The sequence below is a fragment of the Streptomyces sp. BBFR25 genome (genome assembly GCF_044590125.1).
Taxonomy (GTDB): domain Bacteria; phylum Actinomycetota; class Actinomycetes; order Streptomycetales; family Streptomycetaceae; genus Streptomyces; species Streptomyces canus_D.
This window is the reverse complement of sequence record NZ_CP172447.1, coordinates 6,755,970-6,770,413: the sequence shown is the minus strand read 5'-3', so window position 1 is coordinate 6,770,413 and position 14,444 is coordinate 6,755,970. Positions and strand designations below refer to the sequence as shown.

16 protein-coding genes are annotated in these 14,444 nt (G+C 70.8%); 6 read left to right on the top strand and 10 right to left on the bottom strand.

Annotated features, from left to right (window positions below):
* The first annotated feature begins 63 nt into the window (after positions 1 to 63).
* Positions 64 to 876: an allantoin degradation transcriptional regulator AllR gene (gene allR / locus ACGH52_RS30860; RefSeq protein ID WP_059300394.1), complete on the top strand. Its 813-nt coding sequence runs from the start codon at positions 64 to 66 to the stop codon at positions 874 to 876.
* Between the two features lie 22 nt (positions 877 to 898).
* Here allR and ACGH52_RS30855 read toward each other — a convergent pair whose 3' ends face one another.
* Complete coding sequence (locus ACGH52_RS30855) at positions 899 to 1,213, bottom strand: DUF5955 family protein (protein WP_076977014.1); 315 nt, start codon at positions 1,211 to 1,213, stop codon at positions 899 to 901.
* A gap of 162 nt (positions 1,214 to 1,375) precedes the next feature.
* Here ACGH52_RS30855 and ACGH52_RS30850 point away from each other — a divergent pair, with 162 nt between their 5' ends.
* Positions 1,376 to 1,999 carry an NTP transferase domain-containing protein gene (locus ACGH52_RS30850; RefSeq protein WP_399944031.1) on the top strand — a complete coding sequence of 208 codons (624 nt, stop codon included), beginning with the start codon at positions 1,376 to 1,378 and terminating at the stop codon, positions 1,997 to 1,999.
* 184 nt (positions 2,000 to 2,183) lie between these two features.
* Complete coding sequence (gene aceB, locus ACGH52_RS30845) at positions 2,184 to 3,806, top strand: malate synthase A (protein WP_399944028.1); 1,623 nt, start codon at positions 2,184 to 2,186, stop codon at positions 3,804 to 3,806.
* Between the two features lie 60 nt (positions 3,807 to 3,866).
* Here the strand turns inward: aceB and ACGH52_RS30840 are convergent, their stop codons facing one another.
* Genes ACGH52_RS30840 through ACGH52_RS30830 form a run of 3 tightly spaced genes read right to left on the bottom strand, consistent with a single transcriptional unit; the run spans position 3,867 to position 5,992 of the window.
* Positions 3,867 to 4,781 carry a HipA family kinase gene (locus tag ACGH52_RS30840; protein WP_399944025.1) on the bottom strand — a complete coding sequence of 305 codons (915 nt, stop codon included), beginning with the start codon at positions 4,779 to 4,781 and terminating at the stop codon, positions 3,867 to 3,869.
* Between the two features lie 58 nt (positions 4,782 to 4,839).
* Complete coding sequence (locus ACGH52_RS30835; RefSeq protein ID WP_210974956.1) at positions 4,840 to 5,505, bottom strand: maleylpyruvate isomerase family mycothiol-dependent enzyme; 666 nt, start codon at positions 5,503 to 5,505, stop codon at positions 4,840 to 4,842.
* Positions 5,498 to 5,992: an ATP-binding protein gene (locus tag ACGH52_RS30830; RefSeq protein WP_121703675.1), complete on the bottom strand. Its 495-nt coding sequence runs from the start codon at positions 5,990 to 5,992 to the stop codon at positions 5,498 to 5,500. The genes ACGH52_RS30835 and ACGH52_RS30830 overlap by 8 nt, the downstream gene beginning before the upstream one ends.
* Positions 5,993 to 6,141: 149 nt before the next feature.
* Between ACGH52_RS30830 and ACGH52_RS30825 the strand changes: the two genes are divergently transcribed.
* Together ACGH52_RS30825 and ACGH52_RS30820 are read left to right on the top strand one after the other, a co-directional pair.
* The gene (locus tag ACGH52_RS30825; RefSeq protein WP_399944020.1) at positions 6,142 to 6,975 is read left to right on the top strand and encodes a Scr1 family TA system antitoxin-like transcriptional regulator; all 834 of its coding nucleotides are present in this window, start codon (positions 6,142 to 6,144) and stop codon (positions 6,973 to 6,975) included.
* Positions 6,972 to 7,157 (top strand): DUF397 domain-containing protein, encoded by a 186-nt coding sequence (locus ACGH52_RS30820; RefSeq protein ID WP_076976998.1) that lies wholly within the window; start codon positions 6,972 to 6,974, stop codon positions 7,155 to 7,157. Before ACGH52_RS30825 ends, ACGH52_RS30820 begins: the two co-directional genes overlap by 4 nt.
* Before the next feature lie 170 nt (positions 7,158 to 7,327).
* Here ACGH52_RS30820 and ACGH52_RS30815 read toward each other — a convergent pair whose 3' ends face one another.
* The 3 genes from ACGH52_RS30815 to ACGH52_RS30805 all read right to left on the bottom strand — a co-directional run bounded on the left by ACGH52_RS30815 (position 7,328) and on the right by ACGH52_RS30805 (position 8,957).
* On the bottom strand, positions 7,328 to 7,912 hold the full coding sequence (locus ACGH52_RS30815; RefSeq protein WP_399944017.1) for a DinB family protein: 585 nt from the start codon (positions 7,910 to 7,912) through the stop codon (positions 7,328 to 7,330).
* Positions 7,913 to 8,053: 141 nt separating this feature from the next.
* The gene (locus ACGH52_RS30810; RefSeq protein ID WP_399946924.1) at positions 8,054 to 8,449 is read right to left on the bottom strand and encodes a DUF6193 family natural product biosynthesis protein; all 396 of its coding nucleotides are present in this window, start codon (positions 8,447 to 8,449) and stop codon (positions 8,054 to 8,056) included.
* Between the two features lie 133 nt (positions 8,450 to 8,582).
* Entirely contained in the window at positions 8,583 to 8,957 is a 375-nt protein-coding gene (locus ACGH52_RS30805; protein WP_399944014.1) for a hypothetical protein, read from the bottom strand.
* Between the two features lie 48 nt (positions 8,958 to 9,005).
* Here ACGH52_RS30805 and ACGH52_RS30800 point away from each other — a divergent pair, with 48 nt between their 5' ends.
* Positions 9,006 to 9,200: a hypothetical protein gene (locus tag ACGH52_RS30800; protein ID WP_399944011.1), complete on the top strand. Its 195-nt coding sequence runs from the start codon at positions 9,006 to 9,008 to the stop codon at positions 9,198 to 9,200.
* A 79-nt stretch (positions 9,201 to 9,279) separates the two neighbouring features.
* Here the strand turns inward: ACGH52_RS30800 and ACGH52_RS30795 are convergent, their stop codons facing one another.
* The 3 genes from ACGH52_RS30795 to ACGH52_RS30785 form a co-directional block, all read right to left on the bottom strand.
* On the bottom strand, positions 9,280 to 10,437 hold the full coding sequence (locus tag ACGH52_RS30795; protein ID WP_399944008.1) for a cellulase family glycosylhydrolase: 1,158 nt from the start codon (positions 10,435 to 10,437) through the stop codon (positions 9,280 to 9,282).
* Positions 10,438 to 10,706: 269 nt separating this feature from the next.
* Positions 10,707 to 11,735, bottom strand: coding sequence for a LacI family DNA-binding transcriptional regulator (locus ACGH52_RS30790; protein ID WP_076976996.1), 1,029 nt, complete (start codon positions 11,733 to 11,735; stop codon positions 10,707 to 10,709).
* Entirely contained in the window at positions 11,732 to 14,194 is a 2,463-nt protein-coding gene (locus ACGH52_RS30785; protein ID WP_210974962.1) for a glycoside hydrolase family 2 protein, read from the bottom strand. The genes ACGH52_RS30790 and ACGH52_RS30785 overlap by 4 nt, the downstream gene beginning before the upstream one ends.
* Positions 14,195 to 14,444: the final 250 nt, after the last annotated feature.

Genomic DNA, 14,444 nt, shown 5'->3' with positions numbered 1-14,444 from the left:
CCGGTAGTCAACCGGCCGCCGGGTACGCTTCTTTCCTCCCGCCAGCCCCGAAAGGAACGTGCCGTGCCGACGTCCAGCGCCAGCACCACCGACTCCGCCAGGTCCGCCACCGGCGGCGTCCAGTCCCTGGAGCGCGCCTTCGACCTGCTCGAACGGATGGCGGACGCGGGGGGCGAGGTCGGCCTGAGCGAGCTCTCGGCGAGCAGCGGGCTGCCGCTGCCGACCATCCACCGCCTGATGCGGACGCTCGTGGCCTGCGGGTACGTACGCCAGCAGCCCAACCGGCGCTACGCGCTCGGCCCCCGCCTGATCCGCCTCGGCGAGTCCGCCTCCCGGCTGCTGGGCACCTGGGCGCGCCCGCACCTGGCCCGCCTGGTGGAGGAGACCGGCGAGACGGCGAACATGGCCCTGCTCGACGGGGACGAGATCGTGTACGTCGCCCAGGTGCCGTCCAAGCACTCGATGCGGATGTTCACCGAGGTCGGCCGGCGCGTCCTGCCGCACTCCACGGGCGTGGGCAAGGCGCTGCTCGCGGACTTCCCGGCGGACGAGGTGCGGGCACTGCTGGGCCGTACCGGCATGCCGGCCGCGACCGACAAGACGATCACCACTCCGGACGGCTTCATCGCGGCGCTCGAGGAGGTGCGGCGCCAGGGTTACGCGATCGACGACAACGAGCAGGAGATCGGCGTCCGCTGCCTGGCCGTCTCGGTGCCGGACTCCCCCACCGCCGCGGCCATCTCCATCTCCGGCCCCGCGGGCCGTGTCACCGAGGCCGCGACCGACCGGATGGTGCCCCTGCTCCAGCAGGTGGCGGCGGAGCTGTCCCAGGCCCTGCTGACCTCGAACGGCTCGAACGGCAACCCGGCCGCCTGACGCGCCTTTCCCCGCGCGGGGCTCAGCGGCGCGGCGGGTCCCCGAACAGCTCCACGGCGTGACGGACCTCCGTCAGCCCGGGCCCGAGAGCGCTGACGGAGCCGATCGCACCGGCTATCAGCAGCAGGGAGCGGCGCAGCCGCGGCGCTTCGGGGACGCCGTGGCCCGCCATGGCGGCGAGGTCGGCCAATTCGTCCTCGGCGATCTGGCGGTCCGGGAAATCGGCGGGCAGCAGGGCGAGTTGGCGGCGCAGCCGGGACACGGCGGTCCGCAGCGCCACCACCCTCACGTCCTCGTCGCCGACGGTCACGTGCCTCTGCCCCAAGCTCCGCAACACAGCCCTCCCCGCCCTCCCCCTCGCACCCCGTTGTGCGCGGGCCAGTAAACGCCACCTCGCACCGCGCGCGCCACCGCGCGGACCGAAATTCAGTCTCCGGAAAGTCCCCGGAAATCCCGCGCACGCCGGAGCGTTTGGCGGGCGGTCAGGTATGCAAGGGGCATGACCGACAACGAGGCCCGGACAGAAGACCAGGTGGGCGAGCGGGTGGCGGGGCTGCTGCTGGCCGCCGGGGGCGGCCGACGGCTCGGCGGACGCCCCAAGGCACTGCTCGAACACCGTGGACATCCACTCGTCGAACACGCGGTCGGCGTTCTGCGTGCGGCCGGCTGCACCCGCGTGCACGTCGTCCTGGGGGCGCGCGCCGAGGACGTACGCGCGCGGGCGGCGCTCGACGACTGCGTCCTCGTGGACAACCCCGACTGGGAGCAGGGCATGGGCTCGTCGCTGCGGGCCGGGCTCGCCTCACTGACCGGGACCGGGGCGCGGGCGGCCCTGGTCAGCCTGGTGGACCAGCCCGGCATCGGCGCGCGGGCGATGACCCGGGTGCGGGCCGGGTACCGGGACGAGGCATCGCTGGTGTCGGCGGCGTACGCGGGCGTGCGCGGGCATCCCGTGCTGCTCGGCGCCGCGCACTGGGCGGGGATCGCGGCGACCGCCACCGGGGACCGGGGTGCCCGCGCCTATCTGAGGGAACACGAGGCGGAGATCGCTCTCGTCGAGTGCGGGGACGTGGCTCGGCCGTACGACATCGACACCGAGGCGGACCTGGTCCACCTTGAGTGAGGGAGGTGGCACCGAGCGCCACCTTCCCTCGACCCGGAGAATCTCGACATCAACAAACCATTGAAGTTCCACGATGAGGAAACTACTATCCACTGACCAGAAGCACTCCGCTGCACGGCGAGTGCGTAATGCCCCATACGCACCCTCTGGCACCCGGTGCCACCGCTGAAGGAAGTGACAGCTCATGTCCGCACCAGCGCCGTCCACGCTGGCCATCGTCGACGCCGAGCCCCTGCCCCGGCAGGAGGAGGTCCTCACCGATGCGGCGCTCGCCTTCGTGGCCGAGCTGCACCGGCGGTTCACGCCCCGGCGTGACGAGCTCCTCGCCCGCCGTGCCGAGCGCCGCGCCGAGATCGCCCGCACCTCCACGCTCGACTTCCTTCCGGAGACCGCCGCGATCCGCGCGGACGACTCCTGGAAGGTGGCCCCCGCTCCGGCCGCGCTGAACGACCGCCGTGTCGAGATCACCGGCCCCACCGACCGCAAGATGACCATCAACGCGCTCAACTCGGGCGCGAAGGTGTGGCTCGCGGACTTCGAGGACGCCTCCGCGCCGACCTGGGAGAACGTGGTCCTCGGCCAGCTCAACCTGGCCGCGGCCTACACCCGCACGATCGACTTCACCGACGAGCGCACCGGCAAGTCCTACGCCCTGCGCCCGGACGCCGAGCTGGCGACGGTCGTCATGCGCCCGCGCGGCTGGCACCTCGACGAGCGCCACCTCCAGGTGGACGGCCGCCCGGTCCCCGGCGCCCTGGTCGACTTCGGCCTGTACTTCTTTCACAACGCCCAGCGTCTGCTGGACCTCGGCAAGGGCCCGTACTTCTACCTCCCGAAGACGGAGTCCCACCTGGAGGCCCGCCTCTGGAACGAGGTGTTCGTCTTCGCGCAGGACTACGTCGGCATCCCGCAGGGCACGGTGCGCGCCACCGTCCTGATCGAGACGATCACGGCCGCGTACGAGATGGAGGAGATCCTCTACGAACTGCGCGACCACGCCTCCGGGTTGAACGCCGGGCGCTGGGACTACCTGTTCTCCATCGTCAAGAACTTCCGTGACGGCGGCGCCAAGTTCGTGCTGCCGGACCGCAACGCGGTGACGATGACCGCCCCGTTCATGCGGGCGTACACCGAACTCCTCGTCCGCACCTGCCACAAGCGGGGCGCGCACGCGATCGGCGGCATGGCGGCCTTCATCCCCTCGCGCCGGGACGCCGAGGTCAACAAGGTCGCCTTCGAGAAGGTCCGTGCCGACAAGGACCGCGAGGCCGGGGACGGCTTCGACGGCTCCTGGGTCGCCCACCCCGACCTGGTCCCGATCGCCATGGAGTCCTTCGACAAGGTCCTCGGCGACAAGCCGAACCAGAAGGACCGCCTGCGCGAGGACGTCGACGTCAAGGCGGCCGACCTGATCGCGATCGACTCCCTGGACGCCAAGCCGACGTACGCGGGCCTGGTCAACGCCGTGCAGGTCGGCATCCGCTACATCGAGGCGTGGCTGCGGGGCCTGGGCGCCGTCGCCATCTTCAACCTGATGGAGGACGCGGCCACCGCCGAGATCTCGCGCTCGCAGATCTGGCAGTGGATCAACGCGGAGGTCGTCCTCGACAACGGCGAGCAGGTCACCGCCGACCTGGCCCGCAAGGTCGCCGCCGAGGAGCTGGCGAACCTCCGCGCCGAGATCGGCGACGAGGCCTTCGCGGCCGGCAACTGGCAGCAGGCCCACGACCTGCTGCTCACGGTGTCGCTCGACGAGGACTACGCCGACTTCCTGACGCTGCCCGCGTACGAGCAGCTGAAGGGCTGACGCCGCGCACTTGCCCGCGCCCCCGGTGCCGAGGATCGGCACCGGGGGCGCGGGCGTGTGTCAGCCCAGGTGAACCGACCAGTCCTGCTCGGCGGGCGGCTTGCCGTGCAGGTCGGGAACCCGCTTGAGCCAGTCGGGCCGCCCCCGCCGGGTGCGCGCCGCGCGGGCGGCGTTCTCGGCGGCGAGTTCCTCGCGGCTCGGGAAGCCGGTGGGCAGCCACTGGTGGGAGGCCCGCACGCGCGCGTGCAGGTAGTCCACGTAGGCGGCGCGTACCTTCTCGGGCGTGTCGAGATCGTCCTCGCAGGTCAGCCAGGCCTCCGGCACCCGGCCCACCACCTCGCGCAGCAGCTCCCGCGTCACCTTCGGCGCCAGCTCGGCGTCGGCGGCGGGGAGGTCCGGGGCGTAGTGGCCCAGCGCGTGATGGCGGAAGTCGTACGCCTTCTCGGGCGGGGAGGCGCCCCAGCGGTGGTGGAAGACGAGGGCCGCGCCGTGGTCGATCAGCCACAGGCGCGGGGGCACGGTGCCGAGGGTGGGCCAGACCATGAGGTTGGAGCTGTGCACCGTCCGGTCGACGTTCACGGTGAGGGCGTCCAGCCAGACGACCCGCCCGGCCTCGCGTGCGTCCACCGGGAACACCTCGGCCAGCTCGGGCGTGAAGTCGGCGCCGCCCGACAAGTAGTCCATGCCCAGGTTGAGCCCCGCGCTGGCGTGCAGCAGGTCCCGCACCTCCTGGTGCGGTTCGGCCTCCGCGAGCGCCGGGTCGAAGTGCGCGAGCACCAGCTCCGGCACCCGCAGCCCCAGCTCCCGGGCCAGCTCCCCGACGACCACCTCGGCGACCAGCGCCTTGCGGCCCTGCGCGGAGCCGGTGAACTTCAGCACGTACGTCCCGAAGTCGTCGGCCTCGACGACGGCGGGGACGGAGCCGCCGGAGTGCAGGGGCTCGACGTAGCGGGTGGCGGTGACTTCGGTGAGCATGGGACGAGCATATGGACGCACACGCCCGAACGCGGAACGCGCCGACCGGCAGGCACGTTCAAGCCATCCCGGAGCGACCGCGGAGGAGCTCCACACCGTCCCCTTCGAGGTCGTCGCAGTACGTCGCGCGGCCGGTCATGGCCATCACGAGGGCCATGGTCGGACCGGACACCACGGGCCCGGAGCCGGTCGTGAAGGGGCCGTCGGTCGCGGCGAGTCGCAGGCCCGCGATGCGCTTCTTGGCGACGACCACCATGTCCGAGCCCCGGTAGTACTCGGCCACCCGTGTGACAACGTCGATCGGATGGTCGCGCCGGATGCCCAGCGGACGCCGTATGTCCTCGCCGTGCACGAGCGTCTCGCCCAGCATGGCGATGACGGGCAGGGGCGGCTTGGTCGTGCTCGGGACGATGTGCCGGAACCGCGCGAGTGTCTCGGTCGGAGCCGCGCCCAACTGCTCGGCCAGCCGCACGGCGACCTGCTTGTCGAAGTCGAACCGGCAGCGGATCACCCCCGCGAACCAACGCACGGAGTTGAGGCTCGCGCCCGCCGTGAGATGCGCCAGTACCTCGCGCACGGTCAGACCGGCGCACAGCGACGGCGTCGCCCACTGCTCCTCGGTCAGCTCCGCGAGGTCGGAAGCCAGCGCCGCTCGCTCCGTACGGATCAGGGGCCACACGTCGGCCTGACGGCCGCGTTCCGCGGTCATTTCCGGATCAGTCATGTGCAGGAGACTCCCACCCCCGTCCGAAGTCATCGCCCGCGAGCGATCTTTCGCCACGAGGCGGCAGGTCCAGCTCCGCGCGAACCGTCTTGCCGACGGGTACGCGGTCGAACACGCCCCACCGGTCCGCCAGCGCGTCCACGAGCAGCAGCCCGCGCCCGTGCTCGGCCTCGGGGGCCGCCGTGACCGTCGGGCGGCGCTCACCCCGGCTGTCGGAGACGTCGATCCGCAGCGTGTACGCGTCCAGCCGCAGCAGCACCTCGATGTCGCGCCCCGGCACCCGCCCGTGCGTCACGGCGTTCGCCGCCAGCTCCGCGACGAGCAGCGCGGCCGTGTCGGACACCGCCGAGCCGTACGGGACGCCCCACGCGTCCAGACGGTGCAGGGCGAGGTGGCGGGCGAGTCGTGCGCCGCGCGGGGTGGAGCTGCACCGCTGGACGAACACACGCGCGGTGACCGGGAGTCGGGGGGTGGGGGTTGGTCTCATGCCGCCCATCCCACCTGCGGCGACGCCGTCCCACCAGATCAGCGACCGGTACGCACGGTGAGCGTACGGGTGCGGACGGTGGACAGTAGGAGTAACCGTCCGTGACCATGGGCCCGTTGAGTGGGCGTGACGGGTGGGAGGTGTCCCGGATGACGGACGGTACGGGCGGCGCGGGTGAACCGGAGGCGTCGGACAGCCTCAAGGCGTTCGGCGAGGTCGTCAAGGCGTTCCGCAAACGGGCGGGGCTGACCCAGGAGGAGTTCGCGCCGAGGGTGCGGTACTCGGTGCCGACGGTGGCGTCCATCGAGCAGGGGCGGCGGTTCCCTCCGGCGGACTTCGTGGAGCACGCGGAGGAAGCGCTTGACGCCTTCGGGGCGCTGCGAGGTGCGGCACGGCATCTGTCGCGGCAACCGGGGCTGGCGAGCTGGTTCCGGCAGTGGGCGCGGTTCGAGGCGGAGGCGGTGAGTCTGTATACGTATGAATGCCGGTTGATTCCGGGGCTGTTGCAGACGGAGGCGTACGCGCGCACGCTGTTCACGAACCAACTGCCGCCACTGGGTGACGATCAGATCGAGGCACAGTGGGTGGCACGGGCAGAACGACAACGGCTGCTGAGGGAGCGGCCGAACACGGCGTTCAGCTTCATTCTGGAGGAGCACTTGTTCCTGCGGCGCATGGGCGGGGCGGAGGTCACACGGGAGCTGATCGACCACGTGGTGGAGCTGGCCGAGCTGCGGAACGTCGAGGTACAGGTGATGCCCTTGGTGCGGAACGCCCACGCGGGGTTGGCCGGCCCAATGCAGCTCCTGGAGACGCCCGACGCACGCTGGTTCGCGTACAACGAGGGTCAGCGCGGAGGCATGTTCGTCCCCGAGCGGAAGGAGGTCAGCGTCCTCCAGATGAGGTATGCCAGGATGCGGTCACAGGCTCTCTCCCTCGACGACTCCCTGAGCCTGTTGCGGCAGATGCGAGGAGCCCCATGAGCACTACGGAACTGGTCTGGTTCAAGAGCACGTACAGCAGCAGCGGCGACGGCGACTGCGTCGAGGTGGCCTCCTGCCCCGACACCATCCACGTCCGTGACTCCAAGGTCCGGGACGGAGACCAGCTCACCGTCTCCCCCACGGCGTGGACCCGCTTCCTCACGTACACGACCGACGCCTGACACCAGCACCTGCGAAATCGCCCCCCGAACCGCACCACCGCCGTCAGCCACTGGCTGACGGCTGACTCGATGCCTGGCTGCGCGATGCGCCGGGACCAGACGCTTGGAGAGATCAGCACTCACGGCCGGCATCATGCCGTTCGCACATCAAGTCACGTGGGGCGGGCCTTCTATGCCTTGCCTGATGCGGCCGATCTGGCGGCCTGCTCGATCTTCTCGCAGTAGGCGGTGCGGGCGTCCTCATCGATCTGCGTCTCGTGTTCGGGACGCATCCCGGTTCGGCCGTCGACGCCTTCGCGCAGGATGTCGGCGTGCCCGGCATGTCGGTTGGTCTCGCCGAGCACGTGGACCAGGATGGCGAACAGGTTCGTGTTGGAATAGGGCTCCGGCCACCACGGCACGTGGCCGGGGGCATCGAGGGCAAGCTCGTCGATCGTCGCGTCGGAGTGTTCCCACGTGCGCCGATAGAACCCGATGATCTGATCGCGCGCCTCGTCCTCAGCCGCCCACAGATCGCTGCCATCGTGGTCCTGCCACCGGGACAGCAGTTCCGGGGACGGCCGGCCGAAGACCTCGCCGAAGTACCTGGCCTCGACACTGGCCACGTGTTTGACCAGGCCAAGGAGGTTGGTCCCGGTCACTGTCAAAGGTCGGCGGGCGTCGTATTCGGACAGGCCGTCGAGTTTCCAGAGCAGCGCCTTGCGGTCCCGCCGCAGTCTCCCGTGCAGCGTGTCCTTCGCGAATTCGTCGATCATGCGGCACGAGCCTGCCATGGGCCACTCGTGGCCTCAAGATCCCATACGTGGACCGCAACGACCGGCAGAGCCGAAGCCTGCCACGGCCAACGCCCCGAGCTACTCAAGAAGCTCGCGGAACTTGCCACGTGAGACGACCTCTCAACCGTTAAGGCGGCCTCGGGCTGCTTCCTCGTGGGCAACGAGTTCATCCGGAGTGCCGACGAACGCGGGTCCGCACCCGCTCGGCAGGCGTTCCACCACCATGGCAACGGCTTCTGCGGCTGTATCCGCGGGCCCCACGGTCTGCGAACGCAGAGGTCCCGAGACCCAGTAACCGCCGTCGGCTGCGGGCTGGATGTAAGGGATGTCCCACGTCCACCGTCGTTCGGTGCACCGACTGAAGTGCAACTCGCCCATGCCCGTCCAGGGGAACAGCTGCCGCAGGCTCGGTTCGGCGTAGGCAAGGTCCAGCAGCTCCGGACGCACGCGTCCGTCAGCGCGGACCGCTCGCCAACCCGCTTCGACTCTGTGTTCGCTGGATGGATTCGTTGTCATCGAGTCATCGTCCACGCCGCGCCCTCGGCGTCACGAGGTGGGACCTGGGCTTGGACCCTGCCCACCTCGTGGCGGGTGGCGGGCCGCTGGATTTTCGAGCAGGGGGTCGGTCGGCCGGGGCAGGGGTGCCGAGTCAGCTCGGCACGTCCTCCCGTCGCCGGTCGTCGCCGAGCGCGGCGGGGAGGGCGTTGTCGATGAGGACCGCGGCGATGGCGGCGGCGGGGAAGGCGTCGGCGTTGAGGACCCGGGTGCGGGCCGCGGCGCCGTCGATGAGGAGCGCGAGCTGCTCGCCGAGCTGTTCGGGGTCGGCGGCACCGGCTTCGCGGGCGGTGTCGGCGAGCCGCCCGGCGACGGCCTTCTTGTACTCGCGTGCGTACTGGGACGCGGGGTGCTCGGGGTCGTGCAGTTCGACCGCGGCCGCGATGTAGGGGCACAGCGGGGTGGTGGGGGGGACGTCGAAGACGGCGAGGAGCCGTTCGCGGGGCGTGAGGTCGGTGCGGTCGAACACGCTGGACAGAACGGAGGGGTCCTGGAGAAGGGCCGGCCCGACGTGTTCATGGCCGGCGACGACGTTCGGGCCAAGGCAACCGTGGCGGCGTTCGTCGAAAGCCTCGGGATGCGCCCGCTGGACGTCGGCGGCCTGAAGATGGCGCACTGGCTGGAAGGAGCGGGCGTGGTCACGGTGGGCCTCGCCAACCACGGGGTGGGGAACCTGGACTTCTCCCTCGGCATCACCGCACTGCCCGCCTGACGGGACGGGGTCACGCCACCGCAGGACGGAACGCTCCGCCCGGAACCCCACCCGGGCGGAGCGTCGACATGCTCCCCGGTCAGCCGTCCGCCGCGCTCCCCCGCACGGCACAGGACCGGCTGTTCTCCCAGCCCCATCCGTCACCGTCCGGGTCGGAGGCGCTGCCGTTCACGCAGTACGGGTAGCCGTTGGGCGCGGTACCGCCCGTGCTGCCATCGTCACCGCCGCCGTACACAGTGGCCCTCTTGGACGTGGCCACGATGCCGTTGCTGCCGTTGAAGAAGCGGTTGCCCCAGCTGGTCAGCGAGTTCGGGTCGAAGCCGTTGACCATGTCGAGGTACTCGACCCCGCCGCCGTTGCCGCTCCAGGACCAGCCGATGTAGCCGACGCCGAGGGACTGGGCCGTCGCCATGATGGCGTCCTCGTCGGGGTTGCCGTCGCTGTGCTGGTCGCCGAACTCGCCCACGACGACGGGCAGTCCGTTGCCGACGAAGGCGTTGAGGTAGTCCCGCACCTCGGCGGCGGTGTCGTAGACGCCGTACATGTGGACGGAGAAGACGGTGTTGCGGTCGGGGTCGGCGGCGAACACCGAGGCCGCGTTGGACCGCATCGTGCCGGACCAGTCCTGGCCCCAGTTGGGCGCGTCGACCATCAGGGCGTGGTCGAGGCCGGCGCCGCGGAGCTTGGCGATGGCCGACTTGGTGGCGCCGGTCCAGGCGGTGTGGTTCGTATTGCCGAAGGGCTCGTTGCCGATGTTGACGACGACGTAGTCCTCCTGGCCCTCCAGCGCGCCCTTCACGCTGATCCAGTAGTCGGCCGCCTGGTCCAGGCTGGTCGCGGCGCCGTCCTCGCCGTACCCGGTGGTGTCGTGCACCTCCAGGACGCAGATCACCTTGCCGGCCTTGCACTGGCCGATGAGCGCGGAGACCTCGGACGCGCTCGTCTTCGTCCAGCGGCCGCCGCTGCTCAGCACGACGCGGACGGTGTTGGCGCCCTTGGCCGCGATGTCGGCGATGGAGCCGGTGCGGTCGGGGTACCAGGTGTAGGCGTGGTTGACCCCGCGCATGACGAACGCGTTGCCGTTGCCCTCGACGACACGTCCGTTGCTGACATGGATACCACCGGCCGCGGCCTCCGCCCTGCCGGTGAAAGGCCCGGCGAGCGAGAGCAGCAGGCCGAGAACGGCGACGAACGCCATCCCCGCGGTCGCGACCAGCGTGCTTCTTGGCTTGCGCATGCGTCTCCTCCGATGATGGACATGTTCCTGACAACGTTGTCTCAGTACGAGACCCGCTTGACCGGTTAATCGAGGAGGACCGTAAGGGCGTCCGACATGCCTGTCAATCGTCTCCGCAGGGACACATCCGCAGGTGGGTTCCGTGAGCAGTGGGCTGTTCGGCGTCGATCAGCACGTTTAGCGGTTTAGGTGTTCAGTAAAAAGAAGGGGCGCGACATGGTGTCGCGCCCCTCATGCCGTGCCCGTCCGGTCCGACGCACCGCCGCCGTCTACGGACGAGGCGAAGCCGTCGACGCCCGCGGCACCAGTGACGGTGTGGCCACCGGCCGGGACGCCACGTCCTTGCCCGCCAGCACGTCGAACAGCACCCGCGCGACCTGCGCGCCGAAGCCGTGCACGTCGTGACTCATCGCCGACAGGGTCGGATGGGTCAGCCGGCACAATTGGGAGTCGTCCCACGCGAGCAGCGACAGGTCGTCCGGCACGGAGACGCCCATCTCGGCGGCGACGCCGAGTCCGGCGACCGCCATGATGTCGTTGTCGTAGAGGATCGCCGTGGGCCGCTCGGCGGACAGCAGCAGGGAGCGGGTGGCGCGTGCGCCGTCCTCGCCCGAGAAGCCCGTCTCGACGTGCGGACCGCGGTCTAGGCCGAGTTCGCCCATGGTCCGCTCGAACGCGGTCGTCCGGATGGCACTGTGCCCGAGTCCCCGGGGACCGCCCACGTGCGCGATGCGCCGGTGTCCCAGCACGGCCAGGTAGCGCACCGCCTCGGCGACGGCCGCGGCGTCGTCGGTCCACACCGACGGGAACCCGCCGGTGAGGGACGGGTGGCCGACCGCCACGGCCGGGAGGCCGATCCGTCCGAGCGGACCGATCCGCGGATCCTCCTGATGGAAGTCGACCAGGATCGAACCCCCCACCTGCCGTTCCCGCCACCAGCGTTCCTGGAGCCCGATCTCCTCCTCCAGCGAGCCGACCAGGCGCAGCAGCAGCGAGCAGTCGCGCTCGGCCAGCACGCTCTCGATGCCGGAGACGAACTCCATGTAGAAGGGCTCCAGGCCCAGCAGTCGGGCAGGCCGGCAGATCGCCAGCCCGACGGTGTCCACCGACTGGCGCGACAGGCTGCGGGCCGACGAGTTCGGCGCCCAGCCCAGCTGCCGGGCCGCCGCGAAGATCCGCTCCCGAGTGGCGTCGGAGACGCCCGGCTTGTCGTTGAAGGCCAGGGACACGGCGCCCTTGGACACACCGGCGGCCGCTGCGACGTCCTTGATGGTGACGCGTACCGACGAGGTGCTCACGCCGGTTCCACACAGAACAGAGCCGCCCGTACGGCGTTGGCCCCGGCCTCGGCCGCGCCCGTGACCCGCAGGCGGAGCTGCTCGCCGGGGAGCAGGGTGCGCAGTCCGGTGTCGCAGACCGCGTCCGGCCCGAGTCGGTCGGCCTGCAGGAGGAGGTCGCGTACGAGGGTGTGTGCGGTTACCACGACCTCGACATTACCGGTCCCGGGACCCACCCGGGACTCCACGGCCACGTCGTAGTGCGGTACCGGGTAGGCGAACTCCCGGTCCGTGACGGAGAAGTGCACGCTGCGCAGCTCCTCGCCGTCGGCGACGAGGAACTCCTTGGTCGACCGCGGGGCGGGGGCCAGGTCCTGCGGCACGGTCCGCCGGTGCACCGAGCGGGCGGCGACGGTCACGTCGACCAGGTGCTCGGCCACCTCCGTGCCGTCCGCGCGGAGCCTGCGCAGGGTCACGCGCGCCTGCCAGGGTTCGGCGGACTGGTTGACGAGGGCGAGTACGGGGACTGCGTCGTCGCCGTCACCCGGCTGGAGCGTGAGGAGCCGGTCCGCGTAGACCCGGCGCAGCTCGTGGTACAGGGGTTTGAGGCGGCCGTCGCCGTCGATGGCCGCCCAGGAGCTGACCGGCCAGCAGTCGTTGATCTGCCACACGACGGTGCCGGCGCACACGGGCCAGTGCGAGCGCCAGTGCTCGATCCCGGTGGCGATCGCGCGGGCCTGCACGAGCTGGGTGAGGTAGTGCCATCGGTCGAAGTCGTCCTCGGGCAGCACGAAGTGGCGTGCCACGCCCCGGTTCAGCTTGCCGTTGCCGTCCTCGGCCTTCTGGTGGTGCAGCATGCCGGGCGAGTCGGGTGCGAGCCGTTCACCGGGCAGCGCGCGTCGCAGGGTCGCCATGGCGGGCGGCGCCTGCCAGCCGAACTCCGACACGAAGCGGGGCACCGAGTCGCGGTACTCGGTGTAGTCGCGGCGGTTCCAGACCTCCCACGAGTGGTGGGTGCCGTGGGCCGGGTCATTGGGGTGGTGGTCCCAGGAGCCGGACCAGGGGCTGCCCGCGGCATAGGGGCGGGTGGGGTCGAGTTCGGCGACGATCCGCGGGAGCAGGTCCAGGTAGTAGCCGCCGCCCCAGGAGTCGCCGCGCAGCTCGGGCTCCCAGTCCCAGTCGCAAAAGCCCCAGAGGTTCTCGTTGTTGCCGTTCCACAGGACCAGTGAGGGGTGCGGCATCAGCCGGACAACGTTGTCGCGCGCCTCGGCCTCGACCTCGCCGCGCAGCGGCTGCTCCTCCGGGTAGGCGGCGCAGGCGAAGAGGAAGTCCTGCCAGACCATGAGGCCCAGTTCGTCGCAGGCGTCGTAGAAGGCGTCGTCCTCGTAGATGCCGCCGCCCCAGATCCGCACCAGGTCCACGCCCGCGTCGGCGGTCTGGCGCAGCCGGGTGCGGTAGCGCTCCGGGGTGATCCGGGACGGGAAGACGTCGTCGGGGATCCAGTTGACCCCACGGGCGAAGACGCGTTCGCCGTTGACGACGAGGGTGAATCCGGTGCCGTGCCGGTCCGCCGAGCGGTCCAGTTGCACCGTCCGGAAGCCGATCCTCCGGTGCCAGGTGTCGAGGGGGTCGAGGGGGTCGAGGGGGCGCTCTTCGGACTCGGGACCGGCTTCGACGAGCGCGATGTCCAGGTCGTAGAGGGGCTGGTCGCCGTAGCCGCGCGGCCACCACAGGGCGACGCCGGGCACCTCGAGCGTCAGCACGGCGTGCGTCCCCTCCACCACGCCGCGCGCCTCGGCCAGGCCGTCCCCGACGGTGGCACGCACGGCGAGCGGGCGGGCCGTCCCCCGCACGGTCCGCTCGACCTCCACGCGCACCTCGACGCGGCCGGTACCGCCGTGGACCGTGACCAGCGGGCGTACGTCCGCCAGCCGGGCCGTCGACCAGCGCTCCAGCCGGACCGGGCGCCAGATGCCGGCGGTCACCAGGGTCGGACCCCAGTCCCAGCCGAAGCCGCACGCCATCTTGCGGATGTACTGGAACGGCTCGGGGTAGACGTTGGGGCGCTCTCCCGTCAGTGCCCGCACCGAGGCGGCCTCGTCGTAGGCGGAGGCGAACTTCACCGCCAGGCGCCCGTGGTGGCCGGTGACGTCGAATCGGTATCGCCGGTGCATGTTGCGGGTGCGGCCCAGTTCCCGCCCGTCCAGGGTGATGGTCGCGGCGGTGTCGAGGCCGTCGAAGACCAGGTCCGTCCGCTCGTGCTCCGCCTCGGCGGTTTCGGTGGCGCTCAGGTCGCGGAGGTAGGTCCAGTCCCGCTGTCCGATCCAGGCCACGTCGGGTTCGTTGACGCCGAGGAAGGGGTCGGGGATCAGACCGGCCGTGAGCAGATCGGTGTGCACGCAGCCGGGGACCTGGGCGGGCAGCAGGTTCTCGCGGTGGCGGAGTTTCCAGCCCTCGGTGAGCGGGGCGACTTCCTTCATGTACGGCTCCTTCGGCGGAACGGGCCCGTTGTCGTGGGCAACGCGGCTCAACCTAACCCCAGGGTAGTGAACCGGTCTAGCCCTCATTGCCTGACGGGAGCGCAGGTGCCTATCGCCCAGGATCACCGTTGACCGAAACCCTTGTTTCACCAGAGGTAACGATTGGGTATCGCGAGCGAAGGACGAGCTTTACCGGTTCACGAGCGGCTGACATAGTCGCCGTCAACCACCACCGGAGCCCGAGCCGTAA